The following is a 23,878-nucleotide window of genomic DNA, read 5'->3' on the forward strand; positions in this document are numbered from 1 at the left end:
CCTAATTTTGAGGAGGAAATAATAATGAATAATGCACTTGGAATGATTGAAACTAAAGGACTTGTCGGCGCAATTGAAGCAGCTGACGCAATGGTAAAAGCAGCAAACGTATCACTTGTAGGTTATGAAAAAATTGGTTCAGGACTTGTAACAGTAATGGTTCGCGGCGATGTTGGCGCAGTAAAAGCAGCAACAGATGCAGGCGCAGCAGCAGCTCGTAACGTTGGAGAAGTACAATCTATCCATGTAATTCCACGTCCACACAATGATGTAGAAACGTTGCTACCAAAAGGTCTATAAGCCGTGGAAAGAGAAGAATTAAAAGCAATAATCAAGCAAATAGTAGTAGAAAAAATTGGTGGTGCGGAAACAGAGATTCCAATCGGAGTCTCTAACCGCCACATTCATCTAACAGAAAATGACTACAACCAACTTTTCCCAAATGAACCTATTCAAGTGAAAAAATGGCTTAAACAACCAGGCGAATTCGCAGCCGAGCAAACACTTACTGTAGTCTCAGAAAAAGGGGAGCTACAACGTGTCCGCATTTTAGGGCCACTTCGGAAATTTTCGCAAGTAGAGCTTTCTAAAACAGATGCAAGAATGCTTGGAATGAACATCCCGATTCGTGTTTCCGGAGATATCGAAAGAACACCCGGAATCAAACTCGTTTCCAAACATAGCGAAATCTATTTACCAAAAGGAGCAATCATCGCCAAACGACACATCCATTTACCAGAAAGTGTGGCGAATGAATATGGCGTGAAACAAGGTGATGAAGTTTCTGTACTAGTAGGTTCGGAAATGCGCAGTCTCGTTTTAAACCATTGTACGATTCGGGTAAATGATCAATTTATTCCAGAAATGCACATTGATACAGATGAAGCGAACGCGGCAGATATTGCTGGCACGAGCTTTGCAAAAATAATCAAGTCGTGATCTGGTAAGGAGGTGGAGAAATGGATATTTTACAAACAGCGAATGAACGAATGGAACAGCTTGCAGTGCTAATGAATAAAGATATCGAACAAAAAATTCCAGCTGGGGAAAAAGTGAAAGTTGGCGTCGATTTAGGTACTTCCTCGATTGTGTTTGTTGTGTTAGATGAGAATAATGTACCACTTTTTGGTGCATTTGAATTTGCAGATGCTGTTCGCGACGGCCTCGTTGTCAATTACCGCGAGTCTGTAGAAGTTGTGACACGACTGAAAAACCGAGCAGAAAAATGTTTAGGAATAAGTTTGACACATGCTTCGGGAGCCATCCCACCAGGTACAGTTGGAAACAATAAAAAAGTGGTCGCGAACGTAATCGAAAGTGCTGGAATGGAAGCACTTTACACAATCGATGAGCCTACAGCGGCCGCCGCAGTACTTGATTTGCAAAATGGTGTAGTCGTCGATGTCGGCGGTGGAACAACTGGAATTAGTGTGTTTGAGAATGGTGAAGTAATTTATACCGCAGATGAACCAACAGGAGGAACGCATATGACGCTTGTTCTCGCTGGATATTATGGTGTCCCAGTAGAAGAAGCTGAACAGAATAAACGCGCGCAAAAAGATTCGAGCGAGCATTTTTCAGTCATGCGTCCTGTAGTGGAAAAAATGGCAGAAATTACCCGTGTTCATCTTGAAAAATCTCCCTCAGAGCCACTTTATATTGTTGGCGGTGCTTCTGCTTATAGTCAGTTCAAAGATACGTTTGAAAGCTATTTGAAGATGCCCGTTTTTCAACCTAATTATCCGCAGTATGTCACGCCTCTTGGTATTGCCATGAGTTCAGGGAGCGGAAATTTATGATAGAAAAATTAGTGAAAATCATTGTCCAACGCTTGGAACTTCGGGCAGAAACTAAAACTTCTATAACTGTGAGCAAAATGCCTCAGGATCCAGTAGCAGTTTTTATGGAAAGTGGGACGGTTCGGTTGACACAAGTAAACAAACATTTTCTTGAGCGAATACTTGGTGGCAACCGGGCAGAATCACTCACTTCTTGGTTCGAAAAAGCAGCAGATTACGGAGTGGTAATTGAACTAGAACTGTATGATAATGGCGAGCCTTGGCTGGATTATGCCATGCTCAGTCAGCTGGTTTATCCAGTTTTTACAAGTACTGGGGAGCAAATTTTTCATTCAAGTGGTCAAGTGATTTGCTACGGTGATAGCGCAATAATCCCAAGCGGAAGTACACTTTGCAAATATAAAAAGCAGCTTATTACACCGCTTGCAAATGAATATTTAACTAAAAATAATATTGCAGTGCGGGAAAGGCAGTGACGTTATGTTTATGGCAAAAATTACTGGCAGCGTAGTCTCAACGAAAAAAGAAGACTCGCTTACTGGTAAAAAATTAATGATTGTACAACCAGTTGATGCAAACGGGGAACATGTTCGCTCAGAAGAAGTGGCTTGTGACTCGGTTGGCGCGGGAATTGGCGAATATGTGCTTGTTGCTCGTGGAAACGCCGCTAGAAGTGTTTTTGCGGAACCAAATAGTGCGATTGACTCGGCAATTATTGCAATTGTCGATAGTTTTGATAAGTAAGGAGTGAATAACTCATGAGTATTTATACAAAAACCGGCGATAAGGGTACGACTGCACTATTTGATGGGAATCGTGTGAAAAAATATGATGACCGTGTTGAAACATATGGCTCGTTCGATGAGCTTAATGCGGAAATTAGTGTGGCAGAAAAATTCGTTACTTCTGCGGAGAATAAGGCTCTGCTGAGAGACGTCGAGCGCCAATTATTTTACGTTTGCGCAGAACTTGCAACAGAACACGAATCAGCCCTCGCCAGCAAAATTATCATTACAGAAGACGACATTCAAGCGCTTGAAAAAGTCATTGATGCCTATACAGCTAAATTGCCAAAAGTCGATAGTTTTGTGCTGCCAGGATCAAGTACGGCTGGAGCATTTCTTCATAGCGCACGGACGGTTGCTAGACGTGGCGAGCGATTATTAGTTCGTTTGTCAGAGCAAACGGCTGTCCGAAAAGAGCTATTAAAATTCGTCAATCGTTTATCTGATTTCCTGTACATCCTTGCTAGAGAAGAGGACTTTAGACAAATGCTCGACAAAGCAACCAAGCTCATTGTTGCTAAATACTTAGAGCGAACTGGGCAAGAAAAGCCGATTTCAAGCGACTTGTCATTTTCCTTTTGTGAAAAATTAATGCATCAGGTTTGTATCGTTTCTGAAGAAATAGGCGTTCCAGTCACACTCGCAATTGTCGATGCGCACGGCAATCCAAGATTTAATTATCGGATGGAGCATGCCCTTTTAGTTAGTGCAGAACTGGCGACGAAAAAAGCATACTCTGCTGTGGCGATGAAAACAAGTACAGAAAAATTAGCAGAAGCCGTTCAACCAGGAGCCCCACTTTATCAATTAGAAACGCTCACAAATGGTGACATTGTTACTTTTGGCGGAGGCGTTCCAATCTACGGAAATGATGGAGTGATTATTGGGGGAATGGGAATTAGCGGCGGATCAGTGGAAGAAGATATTCACATTGCAAAAAAAGCATTATCAATGATAGAGAAGGGGTAATTCTGTATGGAATCATTAGAACTCGAACAACTGGTGAAAAAAGTTCTTTTAGAAAAATTAACAGAACAAAAAGAAGCACCAGCAAAACCAATAACACAAGGTGCGAAAAGTGGTATTTTTGATACTGTTGATGAAGCCGTTCAAGCAGCAGTGATAGCGCAAAATTGTTATAAAGAAAAATCACTAGAAGAACGCCGCAACGTTGTGAAAGCAATTCGCGAAACTCTTTATCCAGAAATTGAAACAATTGCGACAAAAGCAGTAGCGGAAACAGGAATGGGTAATGTAGCAGATAAAATTTTGAAAAATACTTTAGCGATTGAAAAAACGCCGGGCGTAGAGGATTTATATACCGAAGTGGCTACTGGCGATAATGGCATGACGCTTTACGAACTTTCTCCATACGGTGTAATTGGTGCAGTAGCGCCGAGCACGAACCCAACCGAAACGTTAATTTGTAATACGATCGGCATGCTCGCAGCGGGAAATGCAGTTTTTTATAGCCCTCACCCAGGAGCAAAAAATATTTCCCTTTGGTTGATTGAAAAGCTGAATACAATTGTTCGCGAAAGTTGCGGAATTGATAATTTGGTCGTTACAGTCGAAAAACCATCTATTCAAGCTGCACAAGAAATGATGAATCATCCGAAAGTACCGTTACTTGTGATTACAGGTGGCCCAGGCGTAGTTCTGCAAGCGATGCAATCAGGCAAAAAAGTTATTGGTGCTGGAGCCGGAAATCCGCCGTCAATCGTAGACGAAACAGCTAATATTGAAAAAGCTGCCGCTGATATCGTGGACGGCGCATCTTTTGACCATAATATTTTATGTATCGCGGAAAAAAGCATTGTAGCAGTAGATAGCATTGCTGATTTCTTATTATTCCAAATGGAAAAAAATGGTGCACTACATGTGACCAACCCAAGCGATATTCAAAAATTAGAAAAAGTGGCAGTAACAGATAAAGGCGTGACAAATAAAAAATTAGTCGGAAAAAGTGCCGCAGAAATTTTAAAAGAAGCTGGCATAACTTGTGATTTTACCCCGCGTTTAATCATTGTAGAAACGACAAAAACGCATCCATTTGCAACAGTGGAACTATTAATGCCAATCGTTCCGCTTGTAAGAGTGCCTGATTTTGACGAAGCACTTGAAGTAGCGATTGAGTTAGAGCAAGGATTACACCATACTGCAACGATGCATTCACAAAATATTTCCAGATTAAACAAAGCGGCAAGAGACATGCAAACATCCATCTTTGTAAAAAATGGGCCTTCATTTGCAGGATTAGGTTTTAGAGGTGAAGGTAGCGCTACGTTTACCATTGCAACGCCTACCGGAGAAGGAACCACTACAGCACGTCATTTTGCTAGACGCCGCCGTTGTGTTTTAACTGATGGTTTTTCGATTCGTTAAGAGGAGGCAAAGTGAATGAATAGCTTTCAAATTAAGACAAAAGTAGCTTTTGGTACGAATAGTTTACAAGTGTTAAAAGAAATTAAAAACAAAAATGTCTGGATTATTTGTGATCGTTTTTTAGCTGATGGAGAAGGACTTCAAGGATTAATTGGTCAGCTGGATGCGTCGAATAATGTGCATATTTTCACCGATGTTGTCCCGGATCCACCAATTTCGAAAGTAGCTGGCGGCGTTAGTGAGGCGGGCAAAATTCAACCGCAAGTAATGATTGCTTTTGGTGGTGGTTCGGCGATTGATACGGCAAAAGGAATTTACTACTTTGCCAAACGTTTGGAGAAAATTAATATTAGTACGTTTATTGCGATTCCGACAACAAGTGGAACTGGATCCGAAGTAACAGCCGCAACCGTTATCACCGATCCAACGACAAAAATTAAGTATCCACTTTTCCTAGACGAACTTATACCGGATATGGCTATTTTGGATGCGCAACTGGTTGTCACGGTACCGCCCGCGATTACAGCAAACACTGGGATGGACGTATTAACACACGCCATTGAAGCGTATGTTTCTAAAGCCGCGAGCGATTATACCGATGCCCTAGGTGAAAAAAGTGTCCAGTTAACGCTTCGTTTCTTAACGAGTTGTTACGACGATGGCCGCAATTTAGCCAACCGTGAAAAAATGCATAATGCTTCGACAATGGCGGGAATGGCATTTAACTGCGCCAACCTCGGCTTAAATCATAGCATTGCGCATCAACTCGGTGCTCAGTTCCACGTGCCACATGGCTTAGCAAACGCAATTTTACTGGATGCAGTTATTCGTTTTAATGCCTTTAAAAACCGCGAAACAGAGCAAAAATATGCAGAAATGGCGCGGATTTGTGGAATTGCATCCAGATCTGATTCGAACGAAACTGCTGTCCGCTTACTGCGCGAACGTATCGTAGCGATGATGGAACATATGCAAATGCCGCGCACATTAACAGACGCTGGTGTAGCAAAAGAAAAAGTCTATGCAAAAATGGACGAAATTGCAACAAATGCACTGAAAGACGCTTGCTTGCCAACAAGTCCAACGACACCGTCACATCAAGAACTAAAAGAAATTTTAGAACAAATTATTTAGATTTTACGTTAAAAAGGAGGATAAAATATGTCAGCATATTTGGCAGAATTTATTGGTACGATGGTTTTGATTATGTTTGGGAACGGCCTTTTAGCAGGATTAACTTTAAACAAATCATTATCACAAGGTGCAAACTGGGTAGTTGTCACTTTTGGTTGGGGTTTTGCTGTAATGATTGGGATTTATGTGGCCGGAGCATATAGTGGGGCGCATTTAAACCCAGCTGTAACAATCGCTCTCGCAGTTGGAGGGTCATTCCCTTGGGCAGAGGTAGTTCCATATATTATCGCCCAAATCGCCGGAGCATTTGTCGGAGCATCAATCGTTATTTTACATTACTATCCACATTTTAAAGCGACACCACAAGAAATTGATACACATGGTATTTTTTCCACAGGACCAGCAATTCGAAATACACCTTTCAACTTAATCAGTGAAATTATCGCAACATTTGCCTTTATTTTTGGTTTACTTATGATTGGGGCGAACAGTTTCACAGATGGTTTAAACCCATTAATTCTCGGTTTCCTCGTAGTCGCAATCGGAATGAGTTTCGGACCAACGACTGGTTATGCAATTAACCCAGCACGTGACTTAGGACCAAGACTTGCTTACTTTTTACTACCCGTCCCAAATAAAAGTGGATCAGACTGGCGCTACGCTTGGATTCCAATCGTAGGACCAATCATCGGTGGTCTACTAGCCATTGGACTTTTTAACATTCTTTTATAAAAAAATAACATGGAGTAAACAAAGAACAGCTTGTTTACTCCTTTAAAAATGAGAAAGGACTGAGCTATATGCACAAAATTATGGCGATAAACGCAGGGAGTTCTTCACTGAAATTCCAAATTTTTACAATGCCAGGAGAAGAAGTCTTAGTTAAGGGCTTAATTGAAAGAATCGGATTACCAGATGCCATATTCAACATGTCCTTTCAAAACGAAAAAATCAAAGAGACCCGTGCGATAAATAATCACGGAGAAGCAGTTGAACTTTTGTTAGAGCAATTAAAGGCGCATCAAGTGATTAATGATTTAAATGAAATTATCGGAGTCGGGCATCGTGTGGCTCACGGCGGGGAAGCTTTTGTTAAGTCGTGTATTGTAACGGATGATGTTGTGAAGGGGATTGAAGATGTGACGAGTCTTGCTCCACTGCATAATCCAGCGAACATCATTGGCATTAAAACGTTCCGCGAATTGCTGCCAAATGCAGTTTCGGTAGCAGTGTTTGATACGGCTTTCCACCAAACGATTCCAGAAGAAAACTTTTTATATGCGCTTCCTTACGAACTTTACGAAAAACATCATATTCGAAAATACGGTTTTCATGGGACGAGTCACAAATATGTTGCGCAAAAAGCGGCAGAAGTTCTGGAAAAACCTTTAGAAAAATTAAAAATTATTTCTTGTCATTTAGGTAATGGAGCGAGTGTTTGTGCGATTGAAGCTGGGAAATCAGTGAATACTTCGATGGGCTTTACGCCAAATGCTGGCTTGATGATGGGAACACGTTCTGGTACAATTGACGCGACAATCATCCCGTATTTAGTTGATGAATTAGGCTATAGCTTGGATGAAGTGATGCATATGATGTCTAGTGAATCTGGTGTTCTTGGCGTTTCAGGAATTTCAAGCGACTTTAGAGACATTGAAATCGCGGCAGAACAAGGCGATTCGCGCGCATTATTAACACTTCGCATGTTTACCGGCCAAATCTGTAATTATATCGGTGCATACGCTTCAGCAATGAACGGTTGCGACGCTTTATTATTCACAGCAGGAGTGGGCGAAAATTCCCCGCTGATTCGCAAAATGGTTACAGAACAGCTCAGTTACCTTGGCGTAACGTGCAATGTGACAAAAAATAATGCGGGTGATATGATAATTAGCGATGATAACGAAGCGGTCAAAGTGTGCATCATTCCAACCAATGAAGAACTAATGATTGCTCGGGATGTAGAAAAGTACGCAAAACAAACGATAAGTTAAGGAGCGATTTGATGTGAAAATAACGACGGCTTCTCACGGTGGCAACTACAACGAACTAGCAAAAAAACATGGACTTACAAAAGAAATGGTACTCGATTTTAGTGCGAATATTAATCCACTTGGAGTCCCAGCTAGTTTGAAACAAACGATAACTGCAAATTTGGATCAACTGGTAGAATATCCAGAACCAGATTACTTGGCGCTCCGTGCGCGAATTGCCTCGTTCCATCAACTCGACCTAGCGAATGTTATCCCTGGAAACGGGGCGACGGAGCTGATTTTCGGAATAGCAAAAGTAACTAAGGCGCAAAAAGTTCTCTTACTTGCGCCTACTTTTGCGGAATATGAACGTGCTTTTTTTGATGCGGAAATTGTTTATGCAGAATTAACGAATGAAACCCATTTCGCAGCAGCTAAAATCGTACTAGCGACACTCGAACGAGAACCAGATATCGATGCCGTTTGTTTGTGCAATCCGAACAACCCAACCGGACAACTAATTTCGCAACAAGAAATGGTGCAAATTGCTGCTTTATGTGAAAAACGAAACATTTATTTAATTATCGATGAAGCTTTTATGGACTTTTTAGAAGACAATGAAACGATTTCAATGATTCCTTATTTGCAACAATTCCCACATTTAGCAATTATTCGCGCTTTTACCAAGTTTTTCGCGATACCAGGACTACGACTGGGTTACTTATTAACGAAAAACGATTTATTATCCGAGGCGCTACTTCAAATGCGCGAACCTTGGTCTATCAATACATTTGCTGATTTAGCAGGGCAGATTTTATTTGACGATACCGATTATATTAACCAAACATACAGCTGGCTTTCAGCAGAACGCGAATTTCTATACGAAGGCTTAACTGGGTTTCCAGAACTTACAGTGTATCGACCAAGCGTTAACTACATATTTTTCCACCTTGAAAAACCGCTCGACTTACGAAAAGAATTGCTGTTAAAAGGGATTTTCATTCGCAGTTGCGCAAATTACCGCGGGCTATCCGAAAATTATTACCGAGTTGCGGTGAAAAGTAGGGATGATAATAGCCAACTTTTGTCTGCGCTTGAGGTGGTTTTCAGTGGAAATTAAAGCAACTTGCCCAGCTTCATGTGGCGAACTTTTACAAGGATGGATTGCGGGCGGCGAAAAACTGATTTCGTACCCAATCAACTGGTATTCCGAAGTAACTTTGTCCGATAAACTGGGAGTAAATAGCTCTGGGCACACAAAAGCATGGCTTGCATTCGATTTAACGTGCGAGTATTTTGGCATGACAAAAAGAGAGCGCCCACCGGTATCGCTACAAGTAAAATCAACTATCCCGGTCGCTAAAGGAATGGCAAGCTCCACAGCTGATATTGCTGCAACAATTGGAGCTACCGCAAAATGGCTCAATAAACCGATAACCGAATCTGAAATCGCCAAACTCTGTCTACAACTTGAACCAACCGATAGTACCATTTTCAAATCACTAACCTTATTCGATCACTTAAAAGGGGACGTAATCCAAAGCTCCAACTGGATGCCAAAACTCGGTGTCGTCGTATTAGAACCACTTACCATCTTAGAAACAGCCATCTACCGCCAAAAAGACCACCAAGAACAATTACTCAAAAACGAACCGCAACTAGCAAAAGGGCTGCAACTTTTCAACCAAGCTGTCGCGCAAAAATCCATCCACCTACTTGGCGAAGCTGCATCCATCAGCGCAGCGTGTAACCAAGCCATTTTACCCAAACCATTTTGGAATGAGTTAGTAGAAGTAGCGGAGAATCTTGATTTAGTGGGGCTGAATGTCTCTCATAGTGGAACAGTTGTCGGTTTGCTTTATGATCTTGAAAAAACTGATCCACTAGAAATTTTATTTGAATTAGAACGGCGCTACGTCACCACTTTTTATAGCAGATATTACTTCCGAGAGTTAGTAAATGGTGGGGTACGAATTATTTTCTAGAGCAAATTCTTCTTGCAAGCGGTCTAATTTATGCTATAATAACCTTGATAAACGAATTCGTTCATACAAACAGTTAGATACTGGAAGTCTGGTGAAAATCCAGCACGGTCCCGCCACTGTAAGGAGTTAGACACTCTAAGTCAGGTCTTTTATCTAATTGTTTTAACTGGTTATACTGCTTCGAGGCAAAGCATGTATAATTCTTGGTTCCAGTGTAGTTGTCTCACTGGGGCTTTTTTATTTGTTTTTAAAAGCAAATAAGCCCACTGTAAATGGTTTGGTGCCGAGAAGCTGAACGAAGCAACGTTTTATCAAGCACCATACGCACAAAGATGTGCACCGCTTAGTTTTATGGTGGGCAATGATCTTTTCAACGGTGAAAAGAGTGATACAAGGAACGTATCTTCATTGCCTATTTACAAAAAAAGATTTGACATTTCCACGTGTTTGGTTTTTAATAAAGTGGACAAATAAAATATTTTACGGTACAAAGGCGTACTGTTTACTTAGCAAAGAAGCTTTGAGTTGGAAGAGGAAATTTCTCTACTCAAAGCTTCTTTTTTTAGTTTTAAAAAATTAGGAGGTAATCTCATGCAAAAAGTTAGTTTTAAAACAGACCTTTATATTGGCCAAGGAGCAACAGATCGTTTACTTGATTTTAAAGACAAACAAATCTTCATCGTAACGGATCCATTTATGGTTAGTTCGGGAATGATTAATGCCATTACAGAAAAAATTGATCCATCGAATACATATACGATTTTTAGCGAAATTATTCCAGATCCACCGATTGAAAACGTGGTAGCAGGAATTGAAGTTTTAAATGAATGTGATGCAAACTTGATGATTGCTATCGGTGGTGGTTCTGCGATCGATGCGGCGAAAGCAATGAAATTCTTCGGTCAAAAACTTGGTACGGTACGCGCGATGCCTTTCATCGTTATCCCGACAACAAGTGGAACTGGCTCAGAAGTAACTAGTTTCTCCGTTATTACAAACAAAGAAAAAGCGATTAAATATCCACTTATTACAGATGCCATTTTGCCTGATGAAGCGATTTTAGATGCGGACTTAGTAAAATCTGTACCACCAGCAATTACAGCGGACACTGGTATGGACGTGTTAACGCATGCGCTTGAAGCATATGTATCCACAAAAGCCAACGATTACTCAGATGCAATGGCAGAAAAAGTAATCCAATTAGTATTCACTTACTTAGAACGTGCTTATAAAGACGGAAATGACCTGGAAGCGCGTGAAAAAATGCATAATGCGTCTTGTCTAGCAGGAATGGCGTTTAATATTACATCACTTGGCTTAAATCATGGTATCGCTCATACAGCTGGAGCTAAATTTAAAATTCCGCATGGCCGTATGAATACATTACTTTTACCACACGTAATTAGCTATAACGCTGGAATTACAAGTGATTTCGGTAACAATCCAGATAACCGTGCAGCAGAACGTTACACAGCAATTGCGAAATTACTAAAAATGCCAGCATCCAACACAAGACTTGGTGTTCGCAGCCTGATCAATGCAATTAAACAACTGCAAAAGAAACTCAATATGCCGACAACCTTATCAGAATGTGGTGTTAGCCGCACAGATTTAAATGAAAATATCGCTCAAATCGCTGAAGGCGCGCTAAACGACGGCTGTACTGCAACGAATCCTAGAACACCGACAGAAACAGATGTTAGTGCTATTCTCGAAAAAATGTTGGCATAAAAGTTATTTATTTCACAACTGGAATCAAATAACCTATTGACATCGTTTTCATGCTACTTTATAATAGAACCGAGCACAAAGACGTGTGGAATTATAAATATAGCAGAGCAACGGGGCTCCCTCAAAAATATTGCACAATATTTTTAAGGGGCTCTTTCTATTTTCTTGGAGGAATTTTTCTCTAGCTCTTTAACTCTTTCGCTCAAGTAAATGCTTCTATAGAATGATTTTGTCCTTTATTGTGACGAATCAATCAATAGCAGAAGAAGAGGACGTGACAGAAATGAATGGAAGAATTGTAATAGCCGATGATGAACCTATTACAAGAATGGATATCCGAGACATCTTGGAAGAAGCGAACTACAATGTTGTAGGGGAAGCGACAGATGGTTTTGAAGCAATTGAGCTTTGTAAAACACATCAACCAGATCTTGTTATTATGGACATTCAAATGCCACTCTTAGACGGCTTAAAAGCAGGGAAACGAATTATTTCAGATGGCCTTGCTGGCGGAATTATTTTACTTACTGCATTTAGTGATCAAAAAAACACCGAGAAAGCAAAAGGATTCGGAGCATTAGGTTATTTAGTCAAGCCACTTGATGAGAAAAGTTTGATCCCAACGGTTGAAATGAGTATTGCCAAAGGGCGAGAAACAAGGAAATTAGAACAGCAATTAGAAAAGCTCACCAAAAAATTAGAAGAACGCAAAGTGATTGAAAAAGCAAAAGGTGTGCTTATGATTGAGAACAACATCACAGAAGAAGAAGCCTACAACATGATTCGCAACCTGAGTATGGACAAGCGTTGTCCGATGATGGAAATCGCAGAAACGATTGTGATGAGCGATGACTAAAACGATTCGAGAAATGTGTTTACGCTATACGGATTTGTCTGAACATGATATTGATGAATTGATTCATACAGCTAAGTCATTAAGCGTGTCTTCCATGTATCAAGATGTAGATGTGTTTATTGATGTCTATAACAAACTTACTAGTGAAGCGCTTGTAATTCATCATACACCACCGAAAACAACCCAATCACTTTACAAAAATAAAGTAGTCGGAGAAACAGCCCTTCGTACAAACGAACCAGGTGTACTTAGAACGCTTGAAACGGGCATGAATTCCAATGACTTACTTGCAAAAACACAAGAAAACGTATTAATTCGCCAAAAAGTCTACCCAATTCGCAACAAGCAGCGAGTCATCGCCGTGCTTATTCTAGAAAACGATATCAGCGCCGAAATTAAAGCGCATTTTGAAATCGATAATGAAGAAACGGCATATCGTGATGTCTCCACTACGCTTTCCGCGATGAGCAAACTAAGCGATTCTATTACCGATCAGCTAGATGACGCGATTTTAATTTTTGATCGTAAAGGTATTTTACAACAAAAAAATTGCGCGGCAGACCAGTATTACGAACGACTTGGTTACATGGAAGATATCCAAGGCATGCATTATGATAATTTATCACTCGACCAGATTATGTTTGACGCAATTATGTATCAAATCGAAACTGGGAAACAACCAATTCAACTTAAAAAAGAAGTGGTTATTGCCGGGAATTACTTTATTATGAAGCAGATTTTCGTGAAAGAAGAAGACGAGCAAGAATGCCGTTTTATTCTTATCTTGCATGACATTACAGATATTAAGGTGAAAGAAGCAGAAATCGTTTCTAAATCAGTAGCGATTCGCGAAATTCATCACCGTGTCAAAAATAATTTGCAGTCTGTCGTTTCCTTGTTACGAATTCAAGGCCGACGTTCGACAAGTGTTGAGGCACAGAAAATTCTAAATGAAAGTGTCAGCCGAATCCTTGCTATTGCAGCCACACATGAGCTTTTATCGAAGCAAATGGAAGATGGAATTAATCTTTACATGGTCATCGAAGCAGTTGCCTACAATATTGAAAGATGTTGTACGGATTGCCCAAAAGTGGCAGTTAGAATGGATATCGATAAACGTATTTATTTGGATAGTGACCGTACTGTGGCGCTGGCGCTCGTTATAAATGAGCTACTGCAAAACTCCTATGATCACGCATTCCATCCAAATGAATCCGGCGAAATTTTACTACAAATAAAAGAAGAAAAAAACTTAATTCACGCAGAAGTAACGGATAATGGGCATGGCTTCAACGTTCGCAAAGTGTCCGAAAAAAGCCTAGGACTTTCCATTGTCAAAAGTTACATTAAAGATAAACTGCGAGGCAAAGTAACAATTGAATCGAATGAACATGGAACAAAAACAATGTTTGATTTTAAATACAATTCTATCCATGCTACAAAGAAGTAGCTATGAAAAAGCAATGAAGCTTAAAGCCAAGTAACGATACTGTTATTTGTCTTTAAGCTTTTTCTTTTTGCTAGAAAGGAGTGAGGGTTTTGGCGGAAACAATTTTAAGTGTAGGGATTGACCTTGGAACGTCGACAACACAACTCATTTTATCCGAGTTAGAAATTCAAAATATGGCATCGAGCTTCACCGTACCGCGGATTGTTATTTCAGACAAGCGGATTATTTTTAGAAGTGAGATTCTATTTACACCGATTCTTGCTGATAATTTGATTGACGTGGAGGCAATTCGTGATTTTGTAACGAGAGAGTATGCCAATGCAGGAATTAAAAAAGAAGAAATTGGCATGGGGGCCGTTATTATCACGGGTGAAACAGCTCGTAAAGATAATGCGAGCAACGTGCTAGAGGCAATGAGTGGTTTTGCAGGAGACTTCGTTGTTGCAACTGCTGGTCCGGATTTAGAAAGTATCATTGCCGGAAAAGGAGCGGGCGCGCACACGTATTCCAAAAATAATAACACATCCGTTGTGAATTTGGATATTGGCGGTGGAACAACGAACTTATCGCTATTTGATCGCGGGGAACTCATTGATACAGCTTGCTTAGATATTGGTGGTCGGTTAATTAAAGTAGACCGTGAAACAAGAAAAATCACCTATATTGCTCCAAAAATTCAAGCTTTAATCGAAAAACGTGGTTATCCAATCACGCTTGGTGGAACAACTTCACCAGAAAATTTACAGCCAGTTTTAGGCGAAATGGTCGAATTACTAAAAAACAGTGTTGCTCTCGGGGCGCCAAATGATTTTTATGAAACAATCATTACGAATAAAGGCTTGAAATTTTTAACGGAAATTGAATGTATCTCATTTTCCGGAGGCGTTGCAGATTGTATTTCCAGTGGCGCGCTAAGTGATCCATTTAGATATGGCGATATTGGTTTACTGCTAGGAAAGGCTATAGCTGAATCTAGCTTGATGACCGAAAAAAAGTATATCGAATCTGTCGAAACCATACGGGCGACCGTGGTGGGAGCCGGTTCACACACAGCTGAAATTAGCGGTAGCACCATTACGTACACCGAGAAAATTTTCCCAGTAAAAAACATTCCGATTTTGAAACTTGCCAAACAAGAAGAAGATGAAAATATGGCAGAAGTCATCAAGGAAAAACTTAGCTGGTTCAAAATAGATAATGAAATGGAACGTATTGCGCTTGCAATTGAAGGCGAAAATAGCCCAAGTTTCCAGCAAGTAACAGAGTATGCGAAAGCCATTTGCGAAGGAATGAAAGAACCGATTGCACTTGGTCATCCGCTAATTATCATTACTTGGCATGACATGGCAAAGGCCCTCGGACAAAGCATTTTCGGGCATTTACCAGCCGGCTATCCACTAATTTGTTTGGATAGTGTCAAAGTCGATAATGGTGATTATATTGATATAGGAAAACCAGTTGCTGACGGGAAAGTGCTACCAGTAGTAGTAAAAACCTTAGTCTTTAACTGATCCACATAAATAGCTTTAATTTTGAGAGGAGGATTTATCGAATGATTTTAAAAACGAATTTATTCGGCCATACATACCAGTTCAAATCCATCACTGATGTGTTGGCAAAAGCAAACGAAGAAAAATCAGGCGATCGCTTAGCCGGAGTTGCTGCTGAATCTGCAGAAGAACGTGTAGCTGCTAAAGTGGTGCTTTCTAAAATGACGCTTGGAGATTTACGTAATAATCCGGTTGTCCCATATGAAACAGATGAGGTAACACGTATTATTCAAGACCAAGTAAACGACCGTATCCATGATTCCATCAAAAACTGGACAGTGGAAGAATTACGGGAATGGATTTTAGACCATAAAACAACAGATGCTGACATTAAACGTGTTGCACGCGGCCTAACGTCAGAAATTATTGCTGCTGTTACTAAACTAATGTCCAACTTAGATTTAATTTATGGAGCTAAAAAAATCCGTGTTATCGCACATGCGAACACAACAATCGGTCTTCCAGGAACTTTCTCCGCTAGACTACAACCAAACCATCCAACTGATGATCCTGATGGTATCCTTGCGTCACTAATGGAAGGATTAACTTACGGGATTGGGGATGCGGTAATCGGACTTAACCCAGTAGATGATTCTACTGATAGCGTAGTTCGCTTACTTAATAAATTTGAAGAATTCCGCAGCAAATGGGATGTGCCAACACAAACTTGTGTACTTGCACATGTGAAGACTCAAATGGAAGCAATGCGTCGCGGCGCTCCAACTGGTCTTGTATTCCAATCTATCGCAGGTTCTGAAAAAGGTAACACAGCTTTCGGTTTTGACGGAGCAACTATTGAAGAAGCTAGACAATTAGCCCTTCAAAGTGGTGCTGCAACTGGACCAAACGTAATGTACTTTGAAACAGGACAAGGTTCTGAACTTTCTTCTGACGCACATTTCGGCGTAGACCAAGTAACAATGGAAGCTCGTTGTTATGGATTCGCGAAGAAATTTGATCCATTCCTAGTAAATACAGTAGTTGGATTTATCGGACCTGAGTATTTATATGATTCCAAACAAGTAATCCGCGCCGGCCTTGAAGATCACTTCATGGGTAAATTAACTGGTATTTCTATGGGTTGTGACGTATGTTACACAAACCACATGAAAGCCGACCAAAACGACGTAGAAAACTTATCAGTACTTCTAACTGCAGCAGGATGTAACTTTATCATGGGTATTCCTCATGGTGATGACGTTATGCTTAACTACCAAACAACTGGTTACCACGAAACAGCCACTTTACGTGAATTATTTGGCCTAAAACCAATTAAAGAATTTGATCAGTGGATGGAAAAAATGGGATTCAGCGAAAATGGTAAATTAACTAGCCGTGCTGGAGATGCATCTATTTTCCTAAAATAAGGAAGGGAGGAACTAAGCGATGAACGAACAAGAATTAAAACAAATGATTGAAGGCATTTTAACAGAAATGTCTGGTGGTAAAACAACTGATACAGTAGCAGCTGCACCAACTAAATCTGTAGTTGAAACAGTTGTAACAGAAGGTAGTATCCCAGATATTACTGAAGTAGATATCAAAAAACAATTACTAGTACCAGAACCAGCTGATCGTGAAGGTTATTTGAAAATGAAACAAATGACACCTGCTCGACTTGGTTTATGGCGCGCTGGTCCACGTTACAAAACAGAAACAACTCTTCGTTTCCGTGCGGACCATGCAGTAGCACAAGATTCCGTTTTCTCTTACGTTTCTGAGGATTTAGTAAAAGAAATGAACTTCATCCCAGTAAACACTAAATGTCATGATAAAGATGAGTACTTAACTCGCCCAGACTTAGGTCGTGAATTTGACAATGAAATGGTAGAAGTTATTCGTGCTAATACTACGAAAAACGCAAAACTACAAATCGTTGTCGGTGACGGACTTAGCTCGGCGGCAATTGAAGCTAACATCAAAGACATCTTACCATCCATTAAACAAGGTTTGAAAATGTATAACTTAGATTTTGATAACATTGTTTTCGTTAAACATTGTCGTGTACCTTCTATGGATCAAATCGGCGAAATCACTGGCGCTGACGTAGTTTGCTTACTTGTAGGTGAACGTCCAGGTCTAGTAACAGCTGAATCCATGAGTGCATACATTGCTTACAAACCAACAGTTGGTATGCCAGAAGCTCGTCGTACAGTTATTTCTAACATTCATAGCGGCGGAACTCCACCGGTTGAAGCAGGCGCATATATTGCTGAATTAATTCACAATATGCTTGAGAAAAAATGTTCTGGTATCGACTTAAAATAAGCTAGTTAGAGGAGGAAACTTCATGAAAAATGATAAATTACCTGCATCCGTTTTAAGTGTAAAAGTTGTATCTAACGTAGACAACGGTCTATTTAAACAACTTGACTTAAAACCGCATCAAAGAAGCCTTGGTATTATTACATCTGATTGTGATGATGTAACTTATACAGCGCTTGACGAAGCAACAAAAGCAGCTGAAGTAGACGTTGTTTATGCGAAAAGTATGTATGCTGGTGCTGGAAATGCATCCACAAAATTCGCTGGTGAAGTTATCGGTATTATTGCCGGACCAAGCCCTGCAGAAGTAAAAAGTGGTCTTGCTGTAGCAGTAGATTTCATCGAAAATGGTGCTAGCTTTGTTAGTGCAAACGAAGATGATAGCGTACCTTACTTCGCACACTGTGTTTCAAGAACTGGTACATTCCTTTCTAAAGAAGCAAATGTTGCAGAAGGTGAAGCGATTGCTTACTTAATCGCCCCTCCACTTGAAGCAATGTATGCTCTAGACGCAGCGCTTAAAGCAGCAGATGTAACAATCGGAGCTTTCTACGGCCCACCGTCCGAAACAAACTTTGGCGGCGCACTTTTAACAGGTAGCCAATCTGCATGTAAAGCAGCTTGTGACGCCTTCAAAATGGCAGTAGAAAATGTGGCTGAAAATCCACTTCAATATTAAGGTGGTGCTAAAAGATGTCAAATGAAGCACTAGGTTTAATTGAAGTCACTGGTTTTCTTGGTGCTGTTGTTGCAGCTGATACATGTTTAAAAGCAGCGAATGTTGAGCTAATTCAATGCGAAGTCATTAGCGGCGGATTAACAACAGTTGAATTAACTGGTGATGTAGGTGCAGTAAATGCAGCTATTGAAGCAGGAAAAGCAGCAACAGAAGACTTAGGTTGTTTAGTATCAAGCCATGTTATTGCACGAATGAGCGAAGATACAAAAGCACTTTTTGTTCCTCAAGAAGAAGTTAAACCACAACCAAAAGAAGTCAAACAAGAAGAACCAAAAGAAGAAATTCAAAAAGTCGTAGAAGTGAAAACAAACACCAAGAGTGCAGAAAAAGAACTTCGCGCAATGAAAGTTATTGATTTAAGGAAACTTGCTTACACATTAGATAATGTGCCTATTCCAAAGAGCAAGATTAAATATGCGAACAAGGATAAACTTGTTCACGCACTAAAAGACATTTATGGAAGGAGTGAAAACTAGTGGCACTAGAAGATAAAGATTTACGCTCAATCCAAGAAGTTCGTAACCTCATTGAATCAGCTAACACTGCACAAAAAGAACTTGCTGCAATGAGCCAACAACAAATTGATACAATTGTAAAAGCAATAGCGGATGCTGGTTATGATGCTCGCGAAAAACTCGCAAAAATGGCACATGAAGAAACTGGCTTTGGAATCTGGCAAGACAAAGTAATTAAAAACGTCTTTGCCTCGAAACACGTCTACAATTACATCAAAGATATGAAAACCATTGGTATGTTAAAAGATGATAACGAAAATCAAGTAATGGAGGTTGCTGTTCCACTAGGCGTAGTTGCAGGATTAATCCCGTCAACGAACCCGACATCCACTGTTATTTACAAAACACTTATTTCCATCAAAGCCGGAAATAGTATCGTATTTTCTCCACATCCAAACGCACTAAAAGCAATTCTTGAAACAGTAAGAATTATTAGTGAAGCTGCAGAAAAAGCTGGTTGTCCGAAAGGCGCTATCAGCTGTATGACTGTTCCAACCATTCAAGGAACAGATCAACTAATGAAGCATAAAGATACAGCAGTTATCCTTGCAACAGGTGGTTCTGCAATGGTAAAAGCCGCTTATTCATCTGGTACTCCAGCAATTGGAGTAGGTCCAGGTAATGGCCCAGCATTTATCGAACGCAGTGCTAACATTCCTCGCGCAGTAAAACATATTCTTGATTCTAAAACATTCGATAACGGAACAATTTGCGCATCTGAGCAATCTGTCGTTGTTGAACGTGTGAATAAAGAAGCTGTTATTGCTGAATTTAGAAAACAAGGAGCTCACTTCTTGTCCGATGCAGAAGCTGTTCAACTTGGTAAATTCATCTTACGTCCAAATGGTTCAATGAATCCAGCAATCGTAGGTAAAAGCGTGCAACATATCGCTGACCTTGCTGGCCTAACAGTTCCAGCTGACGCAAGAGTACTTATCGCTGAAGAAACAAAAGTTGGCGCTAAAATCCCTTATTCAAGAGAAAAATTAGCTCCAATCTTGGCTTTCTACACAGCAGAAACTTGGCAAGATGCTTGCGAGCTTAGCATGGATATCCTTTATCATGAAGGAGCTGGACATACACTTGTTATCCACTCTGAAGATAAAGCGATCATCCGCGAATTCGCACTGAAAAAACCAGTTTCCCGTCTCTTAGTTAATACACCAGGAGCACTTGGCGGAATTGGCGCAACAACAAATCTTGTACCTGCTTTAACACTTGGTTGTGGGGCAGTTGGAGGAAGTTCTTCATCTGATAATATCGGACCTGAAAATCTTTTCAACATTCGCCGCATTGCTACAGGCGTTTTAGAGTTAGAAGATATTCGTAAAGAAGAAAACCAAGCAACATCTGAACTTCCGGTTGATGCAGACGCACTGATCCAAAGTTTAGTAGAAAAAGTTTTAGCAGAATTAAAATAAAAAATAAAACACTAATTGGAGGAATTTTAAAATGGCAAACGCAAACGCATTAGGTATGATCGAAACAAAAGGTTTAGTAGGAGCAGTAGAAGCAGCAGACGCAATGGTGAAAGCAGCTAACGTAACACTTATGGGTAAAGAACAAGTTGGTGGCGGTCTAGTAACAGTTATGGTTCGCGGCGATGTTGGCGCAGTTAAAGCAGCAACAGATGCAGGCGCAGCAGCAGCAGAACGCGTTGGTGAATTACTATCTGTACACGTAATCCCACGTCCACACAGCGAAGTAGACGCAATTCTACCAAAAAGCGCTGAATAAGATAAATTTTTAACATAAATCAGGAAAAAGCGTGAGCGTAAGGCAAGAGAGTTCCATCAGACTCGAAAAAAGCCCGAAACTTTCGCTTTTTACCAGATTTAAGCAAGATAAAGCTTCCCAACATTACTAACACCAATTGTAAATGGGACAAAAGGATGTGGTTCTTTGGCTATTTTGACAGAAGATGAGTTACGAAAAGCCTATTTACACACCGATTTAAAAACAACGAAAAAACTAGATATAAAAAAAGGCACGATTATCACACCTTCAGCTAAGAGTTTCTTGTCTGAAAAGAAAATCGACCTTCATTATATTGAAGAAATTGCAGAAACAAAAGTAGTAGTGGAACCAGTGAAAAAAGAAACTACTCGAGCAAAATTCCAAACGATTTATGGTGGAGCATTAGATGAGAAGCCAGAACATATGACGCATTTGCGTGGTAATCTGCTTGTATTTAAAGACCATCCACAAATTGCTTTCCGCGGAAAATTAGATACACTGGAAGCTGAAATTCTGGAAACCCAATGTTCCGTTGCAGCTGAATTTAAAGATCTTGCGGAAGATTTACAAGAAATCCTCACCTTTGTAAGAAATATTGTACGAGCGGAAGTTTTAAACGAGCAAATCGAATCAGTGAATTTGCTTGGAATGGATGAAAAAGAACTGCGGGAACGTAGTCATAATCCGAAAAAATATTACCAAATGACACACTTTATGCCTGATTATACGATGGGTAATGCTGTCATTCGTTTAAACAAAATAAGAACGATGGTCCGTGAAACAGAATTAGCTGCCTTCTTAGCTTTTAAGGAAGCAGATTATTCCATTAAACGACCAGACATTATTCAAGCGCTTAACCGATTATCGAGTTTATTCTGGATACTGATGTTCCGCGTGAGAACTAATGAATATAAAAAGTAAGGAGGCTTATTCATGAATAATGAGTTAATAACAAGCCTTATTGAAGAAGTCACTCGCCGCGCATTACTTGAAACTGGCGTAGAAGTAGAAGCATCTGGCCGTCACGTCCATTTAGATCGTGAAACAGTCGATGCACTATTTGGTCCTGGGTATGAACTTACTCATTTCCGTGACCTATCTCAACCGGGTCAATATGTTTGTAAAGAAAGAATTAGTATTGTTGGACCAAAAAGCGTTATTCATAACGTCGTAATTCTTGGACCAATCCGTAAGAAAACACAAGTAGAAATCAGTTCCACAGATGGTACGGCGCTTGGAATTAAAGCACCAGTTCGCGAAAGTGGAGACATAGCTGGAACACCAGGAATTTTACTTTTATCCGCAAAAAACAGCGTTCAATTATCTGAAGGACTTATTGTTGCAAAACGCCATATTCATATGACGCCTGCTGATGCAGAAAAACAACAAGTAACGCAAAGTGAAATTGTACAAGTGAAAATTAATGGTGACAGACCGCTAATTTTTGACGATGTTGTTGTTCGGATTAGCCCTGATTTCGCTACATATATGCACATTGATTATGACGAAGCCAACGCATGTGGTTTTAAAAAGGGAATTCGAGGTCAAATAATCAAGAAAACAAAGGCTAAATGAGTATGGAACTAGAAGCACTCATAAAAGCCGTCACTGAGGAAGTCATGAAACGATTAGAACTTCCAGAGAAAAAAATGATTATCATGGGGCAAGATTCAGAACACACTCTCAGACAGTGTTATCAAAAAGAATATCAAGTTTCGCTTTATGATCGTTCTGAACGCGCTTGTGACGTTTTATTACTGGAAGAATTGGACATCGCTGAATTAGCTCGAATCAGTTTGTTTGCACCGATGAACAAAAAAGAACAATTTATTACGGATCATCTTTTAGCAGGACGGCCTACTTGGATTATGAAGAGTGGGATAAAAGCACAGGCTTACAAACGTTCCGCTAAATTTGGTATCAGACAACTTTTTCAAGAGTACGAGGAGAAGCTGAGCAGATTTGGTGTCGAATTTATCGAAAGTCCGGTAAAAGACACGAAAGAAAGCAAAGTTATCACCGAACAGGATGTTGAAAAACTGACTAAGAACAAAAGCGAATTCATTTTGCCTAAAGGAAGTTTCTTAACACCACTTGCAAAAGACTATTTACAGGAAAACCGAATTAGCATTAAAGAAAGTTAGGAAGGAAGAGCGTCATGCAAATTGGAAAAGTTACCGGGAGTTTATGGGCAACAAGAAAAGACGAAAAACTGAATGGTTTAAAACTACTATTAGTAGAGATTTGTACCGATGAAACGGAAGATGTAAGACATTCCATAGTGGCAGCTGATAATGCCGGAGCAGGAAATGGCGATATTGTGCTCGTTACAACTGGTAGCGCAGCACGAGCATCTACTGGGGACAATACAATACCAGTGGACGCTTGTATCGTCGGCATTATCGACTCGGTAGAACGTTATGGCTGAACAGTCCTTAGGTATTCTTGAACTCAGGAGTATAAGTAAAGGTTACGAAATGGCCGATGTTTTCTTGAAAGCAGGCAATGTAACTTTATTTACTTTTCGTCCTACATGTCCTGGTAAATTTTTGATTATTTTGCAAGGTGCTTCCGGTGAACTTACTAGTGCGATGCAAGATGCGAAAGAAGAAGCTGGAAAATTTCATGTTTCTTCTTATATTTTGCATATGGCGCATGAAGAATTACTTGCTTTTCTAAACAATAAACATCCTAAAGTGGAAGTTGACGCAGTAGGCATTATCGAAATCAGTCAACTCGGTGCTGGGCTAAACGCGGTCAATGAAGCGCTGAAAAAATCAGCTATTCATTTAAAACGAATGACGCTCGGTGCTTCGATTGGTGGGAAATTTGTCGCTGTTTTTACAGGGGAAGTTAGTGCTATTCAAGAAGGGATGCGGATTCTAATCGAAACCGCCGAACCAAAAAAGGTGATACATCATACGGTTATTCCTTCTCCTGATGAACTTTTAAAACGCTATCTATAGAATGGAGG

Annotated in this window: 27 protein-coding genes and 1 riboswitch; all 27 genes read left to right on the forward strand. The window is 40.2% G+C overall.

Going from position 1 to position 23,878, the window contains the following annotated elements; all coding sequences use genetic code 11:
* Positions 1–24: 24 nt before the first annotated feature.
* The 27 genes from pduA (at position 25) to HCX62_RS04480 (ending at position 23,870) form a co-directional block, all read left to right on the forward strand.
* The gene (gene pduA, locus HCX62_RS04350) at positions 25–300 is read left to right on the forward strand and encodes a propanediol utilization microcompartment protein PduA (RefSeq protein ID WP_003719364.1); all 276 of its coding nucleotides are present in this window, start codon (positions 25–27) and stop codon (positions 298–300) included.
* Positions 301–303: 3 nt separating this feature from the next.
* Complete coding sequence (locus tag HCX62_RS04355; RefSeq protein ID WP_185637185.1) at positions 304–939, forward strand: phosphate propanoyltransferase; 636 nt, start codon at positions 304–306, stop codon at positions 937–939.
* A gap of 20 nt (positions 940–959) precedes the next feature.
* Positions 960–1,799 carry an ethanolamine utilization protein EutJ gene (eutJ, locus tag HCX62_RS04360; RefSeq protein WP_185637187.1) on the forward strand — a complete coding sequence of 280 codons (840 nt, stop codon included), beginning with the start codon at positions 960–962 and terminating at the stop codon, positions 1,797–1,799.
* Positions 1,796–2,275, forward strand: a complete 480-nt coding sequence (gene pduM / locus HCX62_RS04365) for a PduM family microcompartment protein (protein WP_185637189.1) — start codon at positions 1,796–1,798, stop codon at positions 2,273–2,275. The genes eutJ and pduM overlap by 4 nt, the downstream gene beginning before the upstream one ends.
* Before the next feature lie 4 nt (positions 2,276–2,279).
* The gene (locus tag HCX62_RS04370; RefSeq protein WP_003736331.1) at positions 2,280–2,543 is read left to right on the forward strand and encodes a EutN/CcmL family microcompartment protein; all 264 of its coding nucleotides are present in this window, start codon (positions 2,280–2,282) and stop codon (positions 2,541–2,543) included.
* 14 nt (positions 2,544–2,557) lie between these two features.
* Entirely contained in the window at positions 2,558–3,553 is a 996-nt protein-coding gene (locus HCX62_RS04375; RefSeq protein ID WP_185637191.1) for a cob(I)yrinic acid a,c-diamide adenosyltransferase, read from the forward strand.
* Between the two features lie 6 nt (positions 3,554–3,559).
* Positions 3,560–4,969 (forward strand): aldehyde dehydrogenase family protein, encoded by a 1,410-nt coding sequence (locus tag HCX62_RS04380; protein WP_185637193.1) that lies wholly within the window; start codon positions 3,560–3,562, stop codon positions 4,967–4,969.
* 15 nt (positions 4,970–4,984) lie between these two features.
* Positions 4,985–6,103: a 1-propanol dehydrogenase PduQ gene (locus HCX62_RS04385; protein WP_185637195.1), complete on the forward strand. Its 1,119-nt coding sequence runs from the start codon at positions 4,985–4,987 to the stop codon at positions 6,101–6,103.
* A 27-nt stretch (positions 6,104–6,130) separates the two neighbouring features.
* A complete protein-coding gene (locus HCX62_RS04390) occupies positions 6,131–6,835 on the forward strand; it encodes an MIP/aquaporin family protein (RefSeq protein WP_185637197.1) in 705 nt (234 codons plus the stop codon).
* 68 nt (positions 6,836–6,903) lie between these two features.
* Entirely contained in the window at positions 6,904–8,097 is a 1,194-nt protein-coding gene (locus HCX62_RS04395) for an acetate/propionate family kinase (protein ID WP_185637198.1), read from the forward strand.
* Between the two features lie 13 nt (positions 8,098–8,110).
* Positions 8,111–9,196 carry a threonine-phosphate decarboxylase CobD gene (gene cobD, locus HCX62_RS04400; RefSeq protein WP_185637199.1) on the forward strand — a complete coding sequence of 362 codons (1,086 nt, stop codon included), beginning with the start codon at positions 8,111–8,113 and terminating at the stop codon, positions 9,194–9,196.
* On the forward strand, positions 9,186–10,061 hold the full coding sequence (locus HCX62_RS04405; RefSeq protein WP_185637201.1) for a GHMP family kinase ATP-binding protein: 876 nt from the start codon (positions 9,186–9,188) through the stop codon (positions 10,059–10,061). Before cobD ends, HCX62_RS04405 begins: the two co-directional genes overlap by 11 nt.
* Before the next feature lie 55 nt (positions 10,062–10,116).
* A riboswitch (adenosylcobalamin (AdoCbl) riboswitch) is annotated at positions 10,117–10,266 on the forward strand.
* Between the two features lie 386 nt (positions 10,267–10,652).
* Entirely contained in the window at positions 10,653–11,792 is a 1,140-nt protein-coding gene (locus HCX62_RS04410) for a 1-propanol dehydrogenase PduQ (RefSeq protein ID WP_008947539.1), read from the forward strand.
* A 274-nt stretch (positions 11,793–12,066) separates the two neighbouring features.
* Positions 12,067–12,648, forward strand: a complete 582-nt coding sequence (locus HCX62_RS04415) for an ANTAR domain-containing response regulator (protein WP_185391590.1) — start codon at positions 12,067–12,069, stop codon at positions 12,646–12,648.
* Positions 12,641–14,098: a sensor histidine kinase gene (locus HCX62_RS04420; protein WP_185637202.1), complete on the forward strand. Its 1,458-nt coding sequence runs from the start codon at positions 12,641–12,643 to the stop codon at positions 14,096–14,098. Before HCX62_RS04415 ends, HCX62_RS04420 begins: the two co-directional genes overlap by 8 nt.
* A gap of 89 nt (positions 14,099–14,187) precedes the next feature.
* Entirely contained in the window at positions 14,188–15,609 is a 1,422-nt protein-coding gene (gene eutA, locus HCX62_RS04425; protein WP_185637203.1) for an ethanolamine ammonia-lyase reactivating factor EutA, read from the forward strand.
* Between the two features lie 41 nt (positions 15,610–15,650).
* On the forward strand, positions 15,651–17,015 hold the full coding sequence (locus tag HCX62_RS04430) for an ethanolamine ammonia-lyase subunit EutB (RefSeq protein ID WP_003721574.1): 1,365 nt from the start codon (positions 15,651–15,653) through the stop codon (positions 17,013–17,015).
* Positions 17,016–17,034: 19 nt separating this feature from the next.
* Positions 17,035–17,916, forward strand: a complete 882-nt coding sequence (gene eutC, locus HCX62_RS04435; protein ID WP_185503677.1) for an ethanolamine ammonia-lyase subunit EutC — start codon at positions 17,035–17,037, stop codon at positions 17,914–17,916.
* Between the two features lie 22 nt (positions 17,917–17,938).
* Positions 17,939–18,592, forward strand: a complete 654-nt coding sequence (eutL, locus tag HCX62_RS04440; protein ID WP_003721576.1) for an ethanolamine utilization microcompartment protein EutL — start codon at positions 17,939–17,941, stop codon at positions 18,590–18,592.
* A 14-nt stretch (positions 18,593–18,606) separates the two neighbouring features.
* The gene (locus HCX62_RS04445; protein WP_185559212.1) at positions 18,607–19,128 is read left to right on the forward strand and encodes a BMC domain-containing protein; all 522 of its coding nucleotides are present in this window, start codon (positions 18,607–18,609) and stop codon (positions 19,126–19,128) included.
* Entirely contained in the window at positions 19,128–20,588 is a 1,461-nt protein-coding gene (locus HCX62_RS04450; RefSeq protein ID WP_185637205.1) for an acetaldehyde dehydrogenase (acetylating), read from the forward strand. The genes HCX62_RS04445 and HCX62_RS04450 overlap by 1 nt, the downstream gene beginning before the upstream one ends.
* Positions 20,589–20,619: 31 nt before the next feature.
* Positions 20,620–20,904 (forward strand): BMC domain-containing protein, encoded by a 285-nt coding sequence (locus HCX62_RS04455; protein ID WP_003719393.1) that lies wholly within the window; start codon positions 20,620–20,622, stop codon positions 20,902–20,904.
* A gap of 165 nt (positions 20,905–21,069) precedes the next feature.
* On the forward strand, positions 21,070–21,825 hold the full coding sequence (locus HCX62_RS04460) for a cobalamin adenosyltransferase family protein (RefSeq protein WP_008947547.1): 756 nt from the start codon (positions 21,070–21,072) through the stop codon (positions 21,823–21,825).
* Between the two features lie 12 nt (positions 21,826–21,837).
* On the forward strand, positions 21,838–22,479 hold the full coding sequence (gene eutD, locus HCX62_RS04465) for an ethanolamine utilization phosphate acetyltransferase EutD (protein ID WP_008947548.1): 642 nt from the start codon (positions 21,838–21,840) through the stop codon (positions 22,477–22,479).
* The gene (locus HCX62_RS04470; protein WP_185637207.1) at positions 22,476–23,048 is read left to right on the forward strand and encodes a TIGR02536 family ethanolamine utilization protein; all 573 of its coding nucleotides are present in this window, start codon (positions 22,476–22,478) and stop codon (positions 23,046–23,048) included. Before eutD ends, HCX62_RS04470 begins: the two co-directional genes overlap by 4 nt.
* Positions 23,049–23,062: 14 nt before the next feature.
* On the forward strand, positions 23,063–23,332 hold the full coding sequence (locus tag HCX62_RS04475; RefSeq protein ID WP_185637209.1) for a EutN/CcmL family microcompartment protein: 270 nt from the start codon (positions 23,063–23,065) through the stop codon (positions 23,330–23,332).
* Positions 23,325–23,870 carry an ethanolamine utilization microcompartment shell protein gene (locus HCX62_RS04480; RefSeq protein WP_003721583.1) on the forward strand — a complete coding sequence of 182 codons (546 nt, stop codon included), beginning with the start codon at positions 23,325–23,327 and terminating at the stop codon, positions 23,868–23,870. The genes HCX62_RS04475 and HCX62_RS04480 overlap by 8 nt, the downstream gene beginning before the upstream one ends.
* Positions 23,871–23,878 lie beyond the last annotated feature (8 nt).

This window comes from Listeria swaminathanii (genome assembly GCF_014229645.1).
GTDB classification, from domain to species: Bacteria; Bacillota; Bacilli; order Lactobacillales; family Listeriaceae; genus Listeria; species Listeria swaminathanii.